The organism is Streptomyces sp. NPDC055140 (genome assembly GCF_053607285.1).
Map to the genome: position 1 here is coordinate 1 of NZ_JBSGTG010000045.1, position 15,035 is coordinate 15,035.

At 68.9% G+C, this 15,035-nt stretch carries 14 protein-coding genes and 2 pseudogenes; 13 read left to right on the forward strand and 3 right to left on the reverse strand.

Going from position 1 to position 15,035, the window contains the following annotated elements; translation table 11 throughout:
• From ACWFR4_RS43415 to ACWFR4_RS43430, 4 genes are all read left to right on the forward strand, one after another.
• A partial coding sequence (locus ACWFR4_RS43415; RefSeq protein WP_453657028.1) for a zinc ribbon domain-containing protein occupies positions 1-176 on the forward strand: 176 nt, incomplete at its 5' end.
• 135 nt (positions 177-311) lie between these two features.
• Complete coding sequence (locus tag ACWFR4_RS43420) at positions 312-746, forward strand: hypothetical protein (RefSeq protein ID WP_453656983.1); 435 nt, start codon at positions 312-314, stop codon at positions 744-746.
• Complete coding sequence (locus tag ACWFR4_RS43425; protein WP_453656984.1) at positions 710-967, forward strand: hypothetical protein; 258 nt, start codon at positions 710-712, stop codon at positions 965-967. The genes ACWFR4_RS43420 and ACWFR4_RS43425 overlap by 37 nt, the downstream gene beginning before the upstream one ends.
• A gap of 172 nt (positions 968-1,139) precedes the next feature.
• Entirely contained in the window at positions 1,140-1,796 is a 657-nt protein-coding gene (locus ACWFR4_RS43430) for a TetR/AcrR family transcriptional regulator (protein WP_453657030.1), read from the forward strand.
• 3 nt (positions 1,797-1,799) lie between these two features.
• On the opposite strand, the gene ACWFR4_RS43435 is transcribed toward ACWFR4_RS43430, so the two are convergent.
• Both ACWFR4_RS43435 and ACWFR4_RS43440 read right to left on the reverse strand, forming a co-directional pair.
• Positions 1,800-2,828: an SMP-30/gluconolactonase/LRE family protein gene (locus ACWFR4_RS43435; RefSeq protein ID WP_453656985.1), complete on the reverse strand. Its 1,029-nt coding sequence runs from the start codon at positions 2,826-2,828 to the stop codon at positions 1,800-1,802.
• A 141-nt stretch (positions 2,829-2,969) separates the two neighbouring features.
• Positions 2,970-4,031, reverse strand: coding sequence for an SDR family NAD(P)-dependent oxidoreductase (locus ACWFR4_RS43440; protein WP_453656986.1), 1,062 nt, complete (start codon positions 4,029-4,031; stop codon positions 2,970-2,972).
• A 182-nt stretch (positions 4,032-4,213) separates the two neighbouring features.
• Between ACWFR4_RS43440 and ACWFR4_RS43445 the strand changes: the two genes are divergently transcribed.
• Both ACWFR4_RS43445 and ACWFR4_RS43450 read left to right on the forward strand, forming a co-directional pair.
• Positions 4,214-6,028, forward strand: coding sequence for a flavin-containing monooxygenase (locus ACWFR4_RS43445; RefSeq protein WP_453656987.1), 1,815 nt, complete (start codon positions 4,214-4,216; stop codon positions 6,026-6,028).
• A gap of 246 nt (positions 6,029-6,274) precedes the next feature.
• A pseudogene (locus ACWFR4_RS43450) lies at positions 6,275-6,822 on the forward strand (GNAT family N-acetyltransferase).
• A gap of 146 nt (positions 6,823-6,968) precedes the next feature.
• Here ACWFR4_RS43450 and tnpA read toward each other — a convergent pair.
• Complete coding sequence (gene tnpA / locus ACWFR4_RS43455; RefSeq protein ID WP_453656988.1) at positions 6,969-7,397, reverse strand: IS200/IS605 family transposase; 429 nt, start codon at positions 7,395-7,397, stop codon at positions 6,969-6,971.
• A 20-nt stretch (positions 7,398-7,417) separates the two neighbouring features.
• Between tnpA and ACWFR4_RS43460 the strand changes: the two genes are divergently transcribed.
• The 7 genes and pseudogenes from ACWFR4_RS43460 to ACWFR4_RS43490 all read left to right on the forward strand — a co-directional run bounded on the left by ACWFR4_RS43460 (position 7,418) and on the right by ACWFR4_RS43490 (position 14,965).
• The gene (locus tag ACWFR4_RS43460; protein ID WP_453656989.1) at positions 7,418-8,578 is read left to right on the forward strand and encodes an RNA-guided endonuclease InsQ/TnpB family protein; all 1,161 of its coding nucleotides are present in this window, start codon (positions 7,418-7,420) and stop codon (positions 8,576-8,578) included.
• A 403-nt stretch (positions 8,579-8,981) separates the two neighbouring features.
• Positions 8,982-9,256: pseudogene (locus ACWFR4_RS43465) on the forward strand (dihydrofolate reductase family protein); the annotation flags it as partial.
• 305 nt (positions 9,257-9,561) lie between these two features.
• Entirely contained in the window at positions 9,562-10,971 is a 1,410-nt protein-coding gene (locus tag ACWFR4_RS43470; RefSeq protein WP_453656990.1) for an MFS transporter, read from the forward strand.
• 393 nt (positions 10,972-11,364) lie between these two features.
• A complete protein-coding gene (locus ACWFR4_RS43475; RefSeq protein ID WP_453656991.1) occupies positions 11,365-12,753 on the forward strand; it encodes a (2,3-dihydroxybenzoyl)adenylate synthase in 1,389 nt (462 codons plus the stop codon).
• A 284-nt stretch (positions 12,754-13,037) separates the two neighbouring features.
• Positions 13,038-13,478 carry a VOC family protein gene (locus ACWFR4_RS43480; protein ID WP_453469996.1) on the forward strand — a complete coding sequence of 147 codons (441 nt, stop codon included), beginning with the start codon at positions 13,038-13,040 and terminating at the stop codon, positions 13,476-13,478.
• Between the two features lie 296 nt (positions 13,479-13,774).
• Positions 13,775-13,930, forward strand: coding sequence for a DUF6131 family protein (locus tag ACWFR4_RS43485; protein ID WP_199841850.1), 156 nt, complete (start codon positions 13,775-13,777; stop codon positions 13,928-13,930).
• An 819-nt stretch (positions 13,931-14,749) separates the two neighbouring features.
• Positions 14,750-14,965 carry a hypothetical protein gene (locus ACWFR4_RS43490; RefSeq protein WP_453656992.1) on the forward strand — a complete coding sequence of 72 codons (216 nt, stop codon included), beginning with the start codon at positions 14,750-14,752 and terminating at the stop codon, positions 14,963-14,965.
• The last annotated feature ends 70 nt before the right edge of the window (positions 14,966-15,035 follow it).

Genomic DNA, 15,035 nt, shown 5'->3' on the forward strand with positions numbered 1-15,035 from the left:
CCTGCCCCGCCTGCGGCACTCGGCACGACCGGGATGTCAACGCCGCCAAGAATGTGAAACAGGCCGCCGGACTGGCGGCAACAGCCTGCGGAGCGAAGGTAAGACCAGAACCCGTTCTGGCCCAACGCGAAGAAACAGGAAGCCACGGAATCCCAGCAGGAAGCCGTGCCGCGTAGCGGCACAGCAACCCGCGGGACGGCCAGAATCCTCGGGCTACAGCCCGAGGAGCATGTCAACAGGATTCCGCACTCTCCCGGGCTCCCGGGCGGCGATTCCTCGTCGCCGGCGCGGCGTGCGCCGGTGCCATCGCCGTGCCTGCCGCCGTCGGCACACCGCTCGCCGCCGCGGCGACGCAGTACACCCTGACAGTCACGAACAACTCGACGCAGTTCCAGGACATCTGCCTGTTCCAGAAGACGGTCGGCCTCGGCGTCCCGGCCGCGCTGTCGCTCGCATGGCTGACCGCGCCCGCCCATCCGGGCCACACGGTGACCTTCACGTGGACCGTCAGCTACAGCTTCGTCTGGGCGCTGACAGGCCCGCTCATGAGCGGCATCCCATTCATGGACTGGGAACAGGCGGCGGCCGACCCTGACGACCAGCTCCAGAACCAGACCGGTTTCGACTTCGACAACGGAAACTGCGGGTTCGTGCCCGCCCCCGATGGTGACACCCCCTGGGTGGTCTCGGCATCCAGGTCCTCTCCAGCGTGCCGGACGACACCGCCTCGGTCGGTATCGGCATGAACGGCGCTCCGGTCTTCGCGGCGCAGGCTGTCCCCGGCACGAAGCTGGTCTTCACGCCGCGTCCCCAGTACTGGATCACAGCCGGCACCTTCCTCAACGGCGAGGTGCTGAACGTCGAGGAGATCACCAACGAAGCCGAGATCCCCTACGGCAACACGTTCTCGATGAACGCCGTCCTCACGCAGACCAACCTATGGACGGTGTTCGCCTCGAAGAGCTGATGCGGCTGCTTCCGTCGCCGCGCGACGGTGGCGACCTGGGGGACCGAGGCCAGGCCCATGCGCAGTTCGGGTGTCTTCCGACGTGGGCGCCCTCTGATCTGCGAAGAGCGTGGTGGCGGCAGATGAGCTGCCGAGCCGGTGCGCCCTGCGCTCGTACTACGCTGCCGACGTGATGAATCCGAGCGAGCCCCAGGCCCCGCAGCCGGCAATGCTGGGCTCGGCCTTGGTGCGGGGCGGCGGCGCGGGCTCCGACCGCGGCGGCGCCGCCGGCCAGGGCCGTCCGGCCAACCAGGGGCGGCGGGTCGCGGCCCGGAACCGGGCCGCTCTCATCGCCGCCGCCCGCGAGGTCTTCGCCGAGCAGGGCCTGAACGCCCCGCTGTCCGCCGTCGCTCGCCGCGCGGGGGTGGGGCAGGGCAGTCTCTACCGGCACTTCGCCGACCGCTTTGCATTGGCCTCGGCCGTTCTGGACGAGAACGTCCAGCAGATCGAGCGGGCCGGCGCCGAGCCGGGCGCGAGTCTCAAGGGTGTTCTGGGCGTGGTCACTTGGCACCTGACCCGCTCGACGGCATTCGTCGACCTGCTGCGCGTGCGTGGCGACGGCGAGCAGGCCCGCGCGCTGTCCGAGCGCGTCCGCAGTGTCCTGGCCCGGTGCCTGCCCACCGGGCATCGTCTGTCCGCCGACGACGTCATGCTCGCCGTCGCGATGGTCTCCGGCGCCGTCGCCGGCCCCACCCCGGCGGAACGGGAGCGCGTCGCCCTGGCGGCCTGGCAACTGCTCGGCGTCGAGGTGGGGCCGCTGCGACCCTGCGAGGCGGTCGCCGCCGTGTGACCGTCAGCCGCCGTTGGACTGGCGGATGCCCTTGGCCGGTGCGGTGAACTCGAAGACGTATCCGCCGGCGGGGCCGCTGACGGTCATGTAGGCCTTCGTGCCGCCTGGAGTGATCGCGACGTTGGTCGCCGATGTCAGACCCTCGGCTTCCTTGGCGGGAACCTCGACCGTGGCCAGACGTGCCCCGTACTCGCTGTAGACGGCGATGGCGGGTCGGCCGTGCAGCGCTTGGTAGAGGTTGCCGTCGGCGTCCACGGCGATGGAGTCGGTCTGGGCCAGGCCGCCGTTGACATGGATGGCCTCGTGCTGGGAGGTCACAGCGGTCTTGTCGGCGTCGAGCAACAGGTAGGAGATGGTGTCCTCGGCGAGTTCGCTGATCCACAGGCCGCGCAGTTCGGGGTCGAACATGACTCCGTTGGGCTGGGCGAGCCCGTCGGCCAGGACGGTGGTCTTCGTGCCGTCACGGTCGATGCGCACGATGCGGCCATCGGTCTCGTCCGGCTCCGTGCCGTGCGCGTCGCTCACGTACACGTTGCCCTCGTCGTCGAAGGCGATGTCGTCCGGCGTCATTCTGGAGCCGTCGACCTCGCCGGAGAAGAACGTGCGGGGCTGCGAGCCGTCCTGCGCGACGCTGACGATCGAACCGGTGGCGAAGTCGGTCAGGTAAAGGCGGTGGTCGTGCGGGCTGATCTGCGCGGAGGTGTAGGCGCCGGTCTTGTCGGTGTAGAGGCCTTCGTGCTTGCCGGTGTCCACATCGACGGAGATGAGCTTGGGCTCGCCCGGGGGCGCGGTGACGTCCACGACGTACAGGTTGCCGTCCTCGACCAGGACGGGGCCCTCCAGCAGGGTCATGCCGGTGGCCTCGTGCGCATCGGTCACGTGCGCGAGCTGGGTGGCCCGGACGCTTCTGCCCTCGCCGGACGACGCGGGTTTCGAGGCTGGGGTGGCGGTCCGGGTGCCGCATCCGGTCAGTGCCAGGAGGCCGAGGGCGGCCAGACCCGCCAGTGCGCGGGGTGTGCGGGACGTGGTCATGCGGTGATGTGCTCCTTCCTGTCGTCCGGATATCCGGACGTCGTGACGTGCCGGAGACGTACTCCCGGCCATGGCGCGGGAGTTCGACAACTGGGCCCTCCCATCGGGATGTTCGGCACCAGGGCTTTGACCGGACAGCGATCAGGCGGCCGACCAGCCGCCGTCGGAGGGCAGGATCGCGCCGTTGAGGTTCACCGCGTCCTTGCTGAGCAGGAACGTGATCGATGCGGCCAACTCCTCGGCCATGGCGAGGCCGGGGATCGCGACGCGCATCTTCGCGGTACGGGCCGAGCCGTACGGGGCGGCGGTGGGGACGTGGATTCCGGTGGCCACCGCGCCCGGGGCGACGGCGTTGACCCGCACGCCGGTGCCCGCGTACTGGTAGGCCGACGATTTCGTCAGGCCCACCAAGGCGTGCTTGGAGGTGGTGTAGGCGGCACCGGCGGCCGAGCCGCGCAGGGCTGCCTCGGAGACGATGTTGACGATCCGGCCGCCGCCGGCGGCGAGCATGCCCGGCACGACGGCGCGCATCAGGCGCATGGGGCCGTCGACGTTGATGCGCATGACGCGATCCCAGATGGTGTCGTCGACCTCGTGCACGGCGGCGTCGTTGTCCATCACGCCGGCGACGTTCGCCAGGGCGTCCACGCGACCGCCCGCGGCGGCCAGGACGGCGTCGGCGGACGTGGGCGCGGTGATGTCGGCGGTGAGGGGCACGACTGCCTCGCCCAGGTTGGCGGCAAGGGCCGCGAGGCCGTCTGCGGAGACGTCGACGGCGATCACGCGGCCGCCCTCGCGCACGATGCGCGAGGCGACGGCCTTGCCGATGCCGGAGGCGGCACCGGTGACGACGACGGTCTGGCCGTTGAAGCGACCGTGCGTGATCTGTTCGGTCCACGGTTCGGGGGCGCCTATCTCGACGCCCAGGTCGGGTTCCACGGCCGCTGCGGTATCGGCCGGGGGAGCGGTGGGCAGGCCCTCGGGGACCCGGCCGGTCTCGGCGGCGGTGACCAGCGCGTCCACGAGCTCCGGCGGGAACTTCCCGCCGGACATCTTCACGAGCTGCTCCAGCGGCAGGCCGAGGGCGGGGGCCAGGGCCTGTTCGCTCTGCCCCTGGGAGGCCAGAAGTCCGCGCAGGACCTGCCCGGCGGCGGGATCCGCCAGCCAGTCGCGCAGCGGGGAAGCGGGGGTGAGGTTCGACATCGCGGGCCCTTCGTGTCGGTGCGCTCGGGCGGGACCGTGTGAGGCAGGCCCCGCACCACAACCGGACAGTGCTGTCCGGTTCTTGGGTTACGGTACCGGTGACCGCGCGGGACGCCCCGCGAGGGCACAGCCCCAACCCCGCGGCGACCAGCGCACCTCCCCCCACGAGAGGAACCCGCCACATGACCCCGCCGCAGTGCGACACTCCGCCCACTCCGCAGGAGACCGCCAACCTGCGCGAGCGCTACCGCGTCGAGCGTGAGCGCCGCGTGCGCCCAGAAGGTCCGGGCCAATACCGTGCCACGGCCGCGGAGTTCGGCTACTTCGCCGCAGACCCGTATGTCGATGGCGTGGCGGAGCGCGAGCCGCTGCACGACGTCGTGGACGTCGCGATCGTCGGTGGCGGGTTCGGCGGGATCCTGGCAGGCGCACGCCTGCGAGGGCAGGGTGTGGCGAAAGTGCGGGTCATCGACAAGGGCGGTGACTTCGGAGGCACTTGGTACTGGAACCGCTACCCGGGCATCCACTGCGACATCGAGTCGCACGTCTACCTGCCACTGCTCGACGAGACCACATATGTGCCCGAGTGGAAGTACGCGCCGGGAGAGGAGATCCGCCGTCACGCGGTCCGTATCGCCGAGCAGTTCGGCCTGTACGAGGACGCACTCTTCTCCACCGCCGTCACCTCCCTGGCCTGGGACGAGACCGCCCAGCAGTGGGTGGTGGCCACCGACCGCGGCGACACATTCCGCGCCACCTACGTCATCACGGCCACCGGCACGCTGACGGAGCCCAAGCTGCCCGGCATCCCCGGCATCGAGGACTACCGGGGCCACACCTTCCACACCTCCCGCTGGGACTACGGATACACCGGCGGCAGCCCCGAGGGAGGCATGACGGGCCTGGCCGGCAAGAGGGTCGCCGTCGTCGGCACCGGCGCCACCGGTGTGCAGGTCATCCCCATGCTGGCCGAGGACGCCGGGCACCTGTACGTATTCCAGCGCACCCCGTCCGCCGTGGATGTGCGCGGCCAGCGGCGCATGACACCTCAGGACGTCGGCGCGGACCGCCCGGGATGGGCGGCCGCGCGCCGGGACAACTTCCTGCGGATAGCCTCCGGGGAGGGTGCCGAGCAGGACCTGGTCGCCGACCGCTGGACAGAGTCGGCCGGCCTGCTGGAGAAGCTCCTGCCCAGCTTCCGCCGCGACGGCGGGCCGGACTTCGAGGCCGCCTACGAGGCCGCCGACCACACCACGATGAACCAGGTTCGCGAGCGTGTGGCCGCCGAAGTCACCGACCCCGCCACGGCCTCGGCCCTCCAGCCCTGGTACCGGTACGCGTGCAAGCGCCCCACGTTCTCCGACAAGTATCTCCCCGCGTTCAACCAGGACAACGTCACTCTCGTGGACACCGCCGACACCCACGGCATCGAGCGCATGACGGAGCGCGGCGTCGTCGTCGGCGGGGCGGAGTACGAGGTCGACTGCGTGGTGTTCGCGACCGGCTTCTCCGTGGGCGTGTCCGGCATCACCTCAGGGGAACTGCCCGTGACCGGCCGCGGCGGCGTTCAGCTCCTGCACGCGCGGGCGCAGCAGGGCCCACGTACCCTGCACGGCTTCACCAGCAACGGGTTCCCGAACCTGATCCAGATGGGCTCGCTGCAGAACGCCAGCAGCGTGAACTTCACGCACATCCTCGACGAACAGGCCGTGCACGCCGCCGTCCTGGTCACCGCCGCGAAGGAGAAGAACGCTGTCGTGGAGCCCACCCCAGACGCCGAGGCCGCCTGGATCGACGTCTGCGCCAAGGGCGCCCCCGACCATGAGTGGTTCCACGCCGAGTGCACCCCCGGCTACTACAACCGCGAGGGCCGCGGCCGCCCCAACGGTCCGACCGCCTACCCGCATGGCGCCGTCGCTTTCCACGACCTCTTGCGACGCTGGCGCGAGGAGAACATCGCCGAGGTCCTTCAGGCAAGGGTCACAGGATCGGCCTGATGTATCGATGCGGTAGGGGGCGGCACCGCCCCCTACCGCCACACTGCCCCAGTCGGCCGTATGCTCGGCGCCTGGCATCTGGACCTGGTGATGGTGGCCAGCGGAAGGCGCCAGTCCGCAGCCGGCCCCTCACCGGACCGGGAGTTCGCGGTGTGGCCCGTACGAGTACCCGCCCGCGGACCCGGCTCCGAGCACTACGCCTTCCCTTTCGGGTCGCTCCCACAGGCGTGCCATAGGTTCCCCGCCATGACTGAACTAGGGTCCGTCGCCTGGCCACCTGCCGTGATACGGACCGAGCGGCTCGTGCTCCGCGAGTCCGAGGCCCGGGACCGTGCGGCGTTCATCGAGCTGTTCACCTCGCCGGAGGTGGGCACCTACCTGGGCGGCCCTCGATCACGTGATGAGTGCGAGCGCGCTTTGCCTGAGACGCCCGAGAGGCGTCCCGGCCTGTCGTGATCGACATCGACGGAGAGGTGATCGGCGCCATCGAGCTGAACCGGCGCGATCCGGAGCGTCGGAGTCGTCTCCGTCCGGATGCCGGGGAGGCTGAACTCGGCTACCTCCTCCTGCCGCAGGCATGGGGACGCGGGTACGCCGCCGAGGCGTGCGCGGCGGCGCTCGGATGGTTCGCCGACGCGCGCCCCGACGAGCCGGTGGTGCTGTGTACCCGGACCGCCAACGACCGCTCGATGCGCCTCGCGGCGAAGCTGGGGTTCACCGAGGTGCAACGGTACGAGGCGTGGGGCGCCGAACAGTGGATGGGCGTGTGGTCCCCGGTCACGCCGCCCAGTTGAGCTCGGCCGTCTCTTTCAGCAGGATCTAGCGCGGAACCCCAGGCGTTCACGACTCCGTTGGGAAAACGGAGTCGTTCACGCCCGGGAGGAAGCGCTTCTCTGGACTGTTCTGACCTGCAGGTTCTCACGGGTCCGCATGGTTGACCTCAGCCGGGACGCTTCTGGTTGTCGATGTACTCCTTGGTGATCGACAGCGGGGCGCCCCCGCACGAGGCGGCAAAGTACGAGGGCGACCAGAAGTGGTCACCCCACAGGTACTTGCGGATATGTCCGGGAAACTCCTGGCGGACCCTGCGGGCACAGACGCCCTTGAGGGAGCCGACCAGCCGGGATGGGGAGACCTTCGGCGGGTAGTGCACCAGCAGGTGCACGTGATCGGTCTCGCCGTTGAACTCGACCAGCTCTGTTTCGAAGTCGGCGCAGACGGCGTGCATGACTTTCTCGCAGCGCCGGAGGATCTCGTCGGTGAACGGTCCGTGCCGGTATTTGGGTGTGAAGACCAGGTGGGCGTGGAGGGTGTGGACGACCGTGCGACCCTTGCGAATATGGGGGTTTGGCTCCCAGCGTGGTGACATACGTCGATACGATCACCTGCGTGAAGATCGTCGTGCAAGTGAAGCTGATGCCGCAGGCCGAGCAGGCCGGTGCGCTGTCGGTGACGCTGCACACGGTCAACGAGGCCGCGAACTGGGTGTCGGCGGTGGCGTTCGAGCACGGTGTCCCGCGTGAGTACGAGCTGCGCAAGCACACTTATGGCGAACTGCGGTCGCGGGGACTGGGGGCGCAGGCCGCCCAGCACATCATCAAGAAGACCCGCGATGCCTACACGACGCTCAAGGCCAACATCCGTGCCGGGAATCTCGGCAAGGAAGGCTCTCAGCGTCGCCGCAAGGCGGAGTCCAAGCCGATCACGTTTCGGCCCCGGGCTGCGCAGCCATATGACGACCGGTGTTTGAGCTGGCAGTACGACGCGCAGACGGTGAGCATCTGGACAACCTCCGGGCGCATCAAGAACGTCCGCTTCGCCTGCTCGCCTGACGCACTCAAGACGCTCCGGGACCACCGGCAGGGCGAGTCGGACCTGATCGAACGCGACGGCGTGTTCTACCTGATCGCGACCTGCGACGTTGCTGAGGCGGCCGAGCAGTACGAGCCCGGCCACTTCATCGGGGTGGACCTTGGAATTGCCAACATCGCCACCACATCCACCGGCCACAAAACTGCCGGGCGTGGCCTGAATCGCCACCGTAAGCGGCACCTCGACCTGCGCAGGAAACTCCAGGCCAAGGGCAGCAAGTCCGCGAAGCGGCTGTTGAAGAAGCGTAACCGGCGCGAGCAGCGCCACGCGAAGAACCAGAACCACATCATCGCCAAGACGATCGTGACCGAGGCTGAACGCACCTCGGCCGGAGTCTCTCTGGAAGAACTCAGGGGAATCCGGCAGAGGGTACGGCTCCGCAAGCCCCAACGGGTCGCGCTGCACTCCTGGGCCTTTGCCCAGCTGGCAGATTTCATCGTCTACAAGGCCCGCAGGGCCGGCGTCCCCGTGGTCTTCGTCGATCCCGCCTACACCTCGCAGCAGTGCTGCGAGTGCGGCCACATCGACAAGAAGAACCGGGCAAGCCAGGCCCGCTTCACCTGCCGGAACTGCGGGGTCGTTGCCCACGCAGACCGGAACGCTTCCCACAACATCGCCCGCAAGGGCGAGGCTGTGTGGACTGCGGGGCGTGAGTCACGCGTCCCTGCCACCCCATAAGGGTGTCTGGACGGAGGAGCCCACCCAGCAGCCAGTCGGGCGCTACCTCCAAGCCCGGTCCCTTTAGGGCCGGGTCAAGTTGACTCGTATGTAGATGTGTGCGTGAGTGGATGCCTGGAGGTTGAGGATGATTTTCTGACATCTCGCACGGCGAAGTTTGCGCAGAGCTTCTTCACCGGTACGACCGACTGGAAGACTCCATGGATCAATGACCGCATTTATCCATGGAGGCCCTTTGTTCATGTCCCGCAAGCCAACAGGATCGACACTCTGATCCGGGATCAGCTCGGTGAAGACATGTCCGCTCCATCTCCCTTCCCGGTGCCGGGAGCTGAGGCTGTCCCGTAAACACCAGAGGCAACAGGGTCCGGTCGGCGACGACTTACGGCGTTTCCGGCCCTCCCTCACCGCCAGCCTCTGCGACGCCGTCACCGCCGCGCGCGACCGCGCCGAGGCGGCTTCTCGCGAAAGCGGCAAGGGCCTCGATGTTGTCCTGATGGGGCGGAGGCGCCACGATCGGCTCGTCGTTCGCAGCCGGTCTGGTCGACGTGCTGCCCCTGCACCCGCGCCGGTCGTGCTGGGAGCCGGGGCGCCATTGTTCACCGCGAAGCGCCGCGCACGCTGGTCCAGCGGAGCGCGACCTCGACAGCGACGCACCTGACCTACAACGTCCTGTAACGAGTCGTCGCGGAACTTCACATCGAGCAGTCAACGGCGCCCCCGTGGGAGGCCGTTGTTCACTTCTGAGCGGGTTCGGGGAACGTCAGCCGAGGTAGGTCCGCGATCAGCGACCTGCCACCGGACGATCTTGCAGTCCCGTATATGTCACCTGCCGTGGCTTTTGATGTCGTGTCACCGCGGAGGGGATGGAGTGGGGGCCGTGGCGTTCGCGGAGTCGGCCGGCGGCGATGCGTCCGTACCCCCTCCCGCCCTCGGCCCACATGCATGTACCTTGCAGACACTCGAAAGGAACTGACAGGCACATGACGCAAACCACCCCCTCCACCGCCGGTTCTCCCTCACCGGTGTCCCGCCGCCTCGAGGTCCTGCGCCCCGGCCCCTGGCACCGACGGCTCACGGCAATCGTCGGCGTCGGCGCCTTCTTCGACCTCTACGAGGTGTTTCTCGGCGGTGTGCTCGCCGCCGCGCTCGCCGAGCCCTGGCATCTGAGCCAGACCCAGAAGTCGTGGATCATCGCCGCCGGGTTCCTGGGGATGTTCGTCGGCGCCAACGTCATGTCACTCCTGGCCGACCGTTTCGGCCGACGCCGGATGTTTCTGGTCAACCTCGGTATGTACTCCGTGTTCTCCCTGCTGTGCGCCGCCGCACCCGACGTGAACTGGCTGATCGCGGCGCGGTTCCTCGCGGGACTCGGGCTCGGCGCCGAACTCGTGCTCGTCGACACGTACCTCTCCGAACTGCTGCCGACGGCCGTGCGCGGACGGTACATCGCCTGGGCCTACACCGTCGGGTTTCTCGGTGTGCCGCTGGCGGCTTTGCTCGGCGCGCGCCTGGTGGCGGAGCACGAGATCGCCGGGGTCGCCGGCTGGCGCTGGCTGTTGGTGGCCGGCGCGCTCGGCGCCTTCTGCATCCAGTGGATGCGGCGCGCTCTCCCCGAGTCCCCGCGATGGCTGGAGGCCAGGGGACGCCGGGCGGAGGCCGAGGCCGTCGTCGCGCGCATCGAGAAACTCAACGATCCGAGGCCTGCCGGCGCACGCCAAGTGCCCGCGCCACGAAAGGCCGAAGCCGAGGCCCAGGCCCAGGTCGAGACCGAGGCTGTCCCCACCGTGCGGGTTCCCCTGCGCAGGATGTTCCAGCCGCCGTATCGCCGCCGCACCGTCATGTGGTGGATCTTCCAGGTCCTGCAGACCGTCGGCTATTACGGTTTCGGTTCTCTGGCTCCCGTCGTCCTCGCCGCCAAGGGCCACTCGACGACCGCCTCGCTCGGGTACGCGGCGCTCAGTTTCTGCGGCTACCCGCTGGGTTCCGCCCTGTCGATTCCGCTCATCGAGCGGTTCGAGCGCCGCACCCTCATCATCGTCGCCGCCCTCGGCCAGGCCTTCTTCGGCCTGCTGTTCGGGTTCGCCGACGCGGCCTGGCTGATCGTGGGAAGCGGCTTCCTGCTGACGGTCTGCAGCAACGTCTTCTCCAACGCGTTCCACATCTACCAGGCCGAGATCTTCCCCACGAACCTGCGCAGCAGTGCCATCGGCATCGCGTACTCATTGTCGCGACTGGTCTCTGTGATCCTTCCGTTCATCGCGCTGAGCGTGCTCGACGACCTCGGCGCGGCCGCGGTGTTCGCCGGGTCCGCCGCGCTGATGGTGCTGCTGTGCCTCAACGTGGGGCTCCTCGGCCCGAAGACGAAGGGGCTGGCGCTGGACAGCATCTGAACGGTCACGCGCCCTGACGCCTCCGGAGATCCGAGTCACGCAGCGAGCCGGTGGCGGGCGGCCGGGCTGCGACTGTGGCCGCGGTCTGCCCCAGAGTCCTCGGCACCCGCTGCGTCAAGCGTGCCCACCCCCATACAAAGCCAGGGTCACCCTCGCTCTTCCTCCTGGTCAGTGGCGCTCGTTGGACCTTCTGCCGAGGGAATTGAGCGTCCATGGTTGAGAAAGCGCATTGCGCATTGGGGTGGTGGCGGATTGGCTAGCCGAGGTCAGGGCGGCGGGTTACTCCCCGGCATCAAAGAGGGGCGATGTGTCGAGATCCCGCTGTCCCGCCCCCTTTCGGTGCAACACCACCCGTAAGGAACCCGGTTCGGAATCTGGCACAGAGAGAAGCGAATGACATCCATGCTCGACGGCTGCACACCCTGGCCGGAGGAGTTCGTCGACCGTTACTGGGCAGCCGGCCACTGGCGTGGCAACACACTGGACAACCTGCTGCGCGGCTGGGCCCTGCAGTACGGACCGCGGACCGCGCTCGTGCACGGCGGCACCCGCATCACGTACGCGAACCTGAACCGGCGCGTGGACCGCATGGCCGCCGGATTCCGGCTGCGCGGCCTGAGGCCCGGGCAACGGGTCGTCGTCCAGCTGCCGAACGTTCCCGAGTTCGTCATCGCCGTGTTCGCGCTGATGCGCCTCGGCGCGATCCCCGTGTTCTGCCCGGTCTCGCACCGTGCGTCCGAGGTGTCCCGCATCGTGCAAGTCACCCAGGCCGTCGGCTACGTCGGTCCCTCGACGCACCAGGGATTCGACCACACGGCGATGGCCGCGGACGTCGCGGCCGAAGGACCCTTCCTGCGCCGGGTGTTCACCTTTGAGGTGCAGGGTGCCTCGTCCTCGTACGGCGGCCTTACGGTCGACACGTCGGGCTGCCACTACTTTCCGCTGGGCTCCATCGATGCCCCGCCGGAGCGGGCGGTTGCACGGAGCGCCGACCAGGTGGCGTTCTTCCTGCTCTCCGCCGCAGCCACCGCGGCGCCCCAACTCATTCCGCGCACCCACAACGACTACGCCTACCAGGCGCGGGCCGCCGCCGAGCTGGTGTCGCTCACCGAGAACGACGTGTATCTCGCCGCGCTGCCCGCGGAGTTCAACTTCACCTTCGGTTGCCCCGGCATCGTCGGCACCCTCTCCGTAGGCGGCACCGTCGTCCTGGTCGAGAAGTCGGGACCCGCTGAATGCCTTCCGGTCATCGAACGAGAGCGGGTCACCATCACGTCGGTGTTGCCGGCCGTCGCCCGTCTCTGGCTCGACGTACTCGCCACGGAGCAGGCCGACTTGAGCAGTCTGCGACTCGTGCAGATCGGTGGCGCGCCCTTGCGCCGGGCGACCGCAGAACGGATCGCCCCCGAACTGGGGTGTCTCCTGCAGCAAGCCTTCGGCATGGCTGAGGGGCTGCTCACTCTCACCCGGCCCGCCGATCCGGACGAGACCGTGCTCACCACGCAGGGCCGCCCCCTCTCGCCCGACGATGAGATCCGCATCATCGATGTCGACGGCATGGACGTGCCCGAAGGGGAGCCCGGCGAACTCCTCGCACGCGGTCCCTGCACCCCGCGAGGCTACTACCGGGCGCCCGACCACAACGCACACTCCTTCACCGCCGACGGCTACCTCCGCACCGGCGACCTCGCGCGGCGCACTCCGGACGGCAACCTGGTGGTGACCGGTCGCCTTTCGGACGTCCCGCGGCGGGCTGACCACGAAGGTCCATTCAGCCTGTGACGGGCAGGCCGACCTTCGGCCCTCACGATCACCTCCGGCAGGGTCGACGACCGCGCTCTGCTGCGCTCGCAAAGTCATCCAAGGGCGGAACGCCGTGACCCGTACGAGCCGCCATTACGCGGCGTTGGCTGTCCGGGCTGTCGCGATACGCGGCGACGGCCGCCGAGGCGGCGGTGAATGTGGCTCCGCTCATGATCGGCCGCGCCCCGGCTGTTCACGCCTGGTCGGAAGCTCCTAGGGACAGGTGCGGCCACCGTGGCCGTGCCACGCGAAGGAGGCCCGGCATGACGCTCCAGCGGATGGACAGCGTCCTCATCGTCGTCGACGATCTTGATGCCTTGATTGAGTTCTCCGTCGAGCTGGGCATGGAGCTGGAGGGCAAGGGGCCGCTCGAGGGGCGTTGGGCGGAACGGGTCATCGGGCTTGACGACGTCCGACAGGACATCGCCATGCTGCGGACTCCGGACGGTCACGGCCGGGTGGAGCCGGCGAAGTTCCACAGGCCGAAGGCCATCACCGCCGGGCCGGAGGATGCGCCGGCGAACACGCTGGGTATCCGTCGCATCATGTTGGCCGTCGACGACATCGAGGACGTCATCGTCCGCCTGCGGACCCACGGTGCCGCGCTCGTCGGCGAGCTGGCGCAGTACGAGGAGAGCTATCGGCTCTGTTACGTGCGCGGCCCCGAGGGCATCATCGTCGGACCGGCCGAGCGGCTTGGCTGACGGCTGCCGAAGGGACGCGTACGTTGCAGCCTCGCTCAGCGCCCGGTTCCTCAAGGTGGGAACGCAGCTGATGGACGCTCGGCGGAGCCACTCGGCGAAGGCAAGGATGGATTGCCGGCGCATGGGCCGCCGAGAGACGGGCACACGGACGTAGCACGGCAGAGACCCAGCCGCCGCAAGATTCGCTGGTGGCAGGGTTTTGACCGGCTCCCGGCCATGCAGACGGCGGGAAGCAGATGCCGCAGGCCGGACAGAAGGCCGGTGCTTACCGACGAGACTTGATGAGAGGAACACCCATGATTGTCCTCGGAGCCATTTTGCTCGTAATCGGCCTGTTGGTCGGTATCTCGTTGCTGACGACGGTCGGAGGCGTCCTCGTCGTTGTCGGTGCAGTCCTGTGGATCCTCGGCGCCAGTGGGCGCACAGTGGGGGGACGTAGGCACTACTTCTAGGGAAGCGTCGATCGGTGTCCACGTGTACGTCGACACCACGCACCCCCAGGGCAGGCCGGGACCCTGCGGACCCTTGCGTTCCGCAGGGTCCCGGCCTGTGTTTCCCGTGGCGCCTTTGCCTGCTGCCCCTCTCCGCCGATTCGGCGTGCATCAGGGTCCCGCGCCGGGGCGTCGTGTTCCTGCGCGGGTCATCTCGGACGGAATCGTTGACGACGAGGTGTTGACACTGATCGAACCCGTTGCGGTCTCCGTGTCCGTGCCGGGCCGGGGCAACGTCGCAACGTCGGCGAAAGCATCGACGCCTTATCCGCTGTTCGGTGGTGATGGGCCCGATGCTCCTGCCGCGTCTCGACGGAAAGTCCGGGGTCCATCTGCGGGGAGTGCTCCGGCCCTTGATCCGCGAAGTGCGGCCGGTCGGCGGCACGCTGGAACCGTTGCCCCCGCGCCCCGCCGGCTCGGCCACGGTGACTCCGTCGTCGAGGGCTGGGCCGCGCCCCGGCCGCACCTCGCCTGGCCGGCCGTGGCCGGACGGGCGCTCGGTGTCGAGGACGTGAACCTGGGCTACGAGGGCGCGGCCCGCGGCGAACTCGCCTCCGCGCAGCAGCTCGCCTCCTTGGAGCCGACATCCTCACCGTCACGTTCGGGACGAACTGCTGGTCGCGCACACCGCACACACCAGGCCTGCTGCACGAGACGACCCTGGCCTTCCTCGCCGCCGTCCGCACCGGGCATCCGCACACGCCGCTGCTCGTCGTCTCACCGGTCCGCCGCCCGGATGCCGAGGCGCCCCCCAATGCGCTCGGCGCTACCCTCGCCCAGTTGCGCGACGCCGTCGAACGGGCCACGCGCGACACCCTCCGCGACGGCGACGGCCGGCTCGCCCTGCTGCCCGGCATCGGCCTGCTCACCTCGGCGCACCTGGTCGACGGCGTCTACCCAGGCGACGGGGGGCACGCGCTCCTCGCCCGCTCCGTGGCGGAAAACCTCACAGGCAACAAGTTCCTCGACACCATATTTGGTAAGGCTCTTGACTAATCCTGGCCCGAAGCCGAAAGAATCAGTCCGCTCAAGTTGATTTCTGGTGAGTAGTGTTGGCTTCGAGGGG

What these genes read in the sequence shown, in the direction of transcription:
- ACWFR4_RS43430 (WP_453657030.1), top strand. Translation starts at nt 1,140, where the DNA reads ATGAATCCGAGCGAGCCCCAGGCCCCGCAGCCGGCAATGCTGGGCTCG.
- ACWFR4_RS43435 (WP_453656985.1), bottom strand. Translation starts at nt 2,828, where the DNA reads ATGACCACGTCCCGCACACCCCGCGCACTGGCGGGTCTGGCCGCCCTC.
- ACWFR4_RS43440 (WP_453656986.1), bottom strand. Translation starts at nt 4,031, where the DNA reads ATGTCGAACCTCACCCCCGCTTCCCCGCTGCGCGACTGGCTGGCGGAT.
- ACWFR4_RS43445 (WP_453656987.1), top strand. Translation starts at nt 4,214, where the DNA reads ATGACCCCGCCGCAGTGCGACACTCCGCCCACTCCGCAGGAGACCGCC.
- tnpA (WP_453656988.1), bottom strand. Translation starts at nt 7,397, where the DNA reads ATGTCACCACGCTGGGAGCCAAACCCCCATATTCGCAAGGGTCGCACG.
- ACWFR4_RS43470 (WP_453656990.1), top strand. Translation starts at nt 9,562, where the DNA reads ATGACGCAAACCACCCCCTCCACCGCCGGTTCTCCCTCACCGGTGTCC.
- ACWFR4_RS43475 (WP_453656991.1), top strand. Translation starts at nt 11,365, where the DNA reads ATGACATCCATGCTCGACGGCTGCACACCCTGGCCGGAGGAGTTCGTC.
- ACWFR4_RS43480 (WP_453469996.1), top strand. Translation starts at nt 13,038, where the DNA reads ATGACGCTCCAGCGGATGGACAGCGTCCTCATCGTCGTCGACGATCTT.
- ACWFR4_RS43485 (WP_199841850.1), top strand. Translation starts at nt 13,775, where the DNA reads ATGATTGTCCTCGGAGCCATTTTGCTCGTAATCGGCCTGTTGGTCGGT.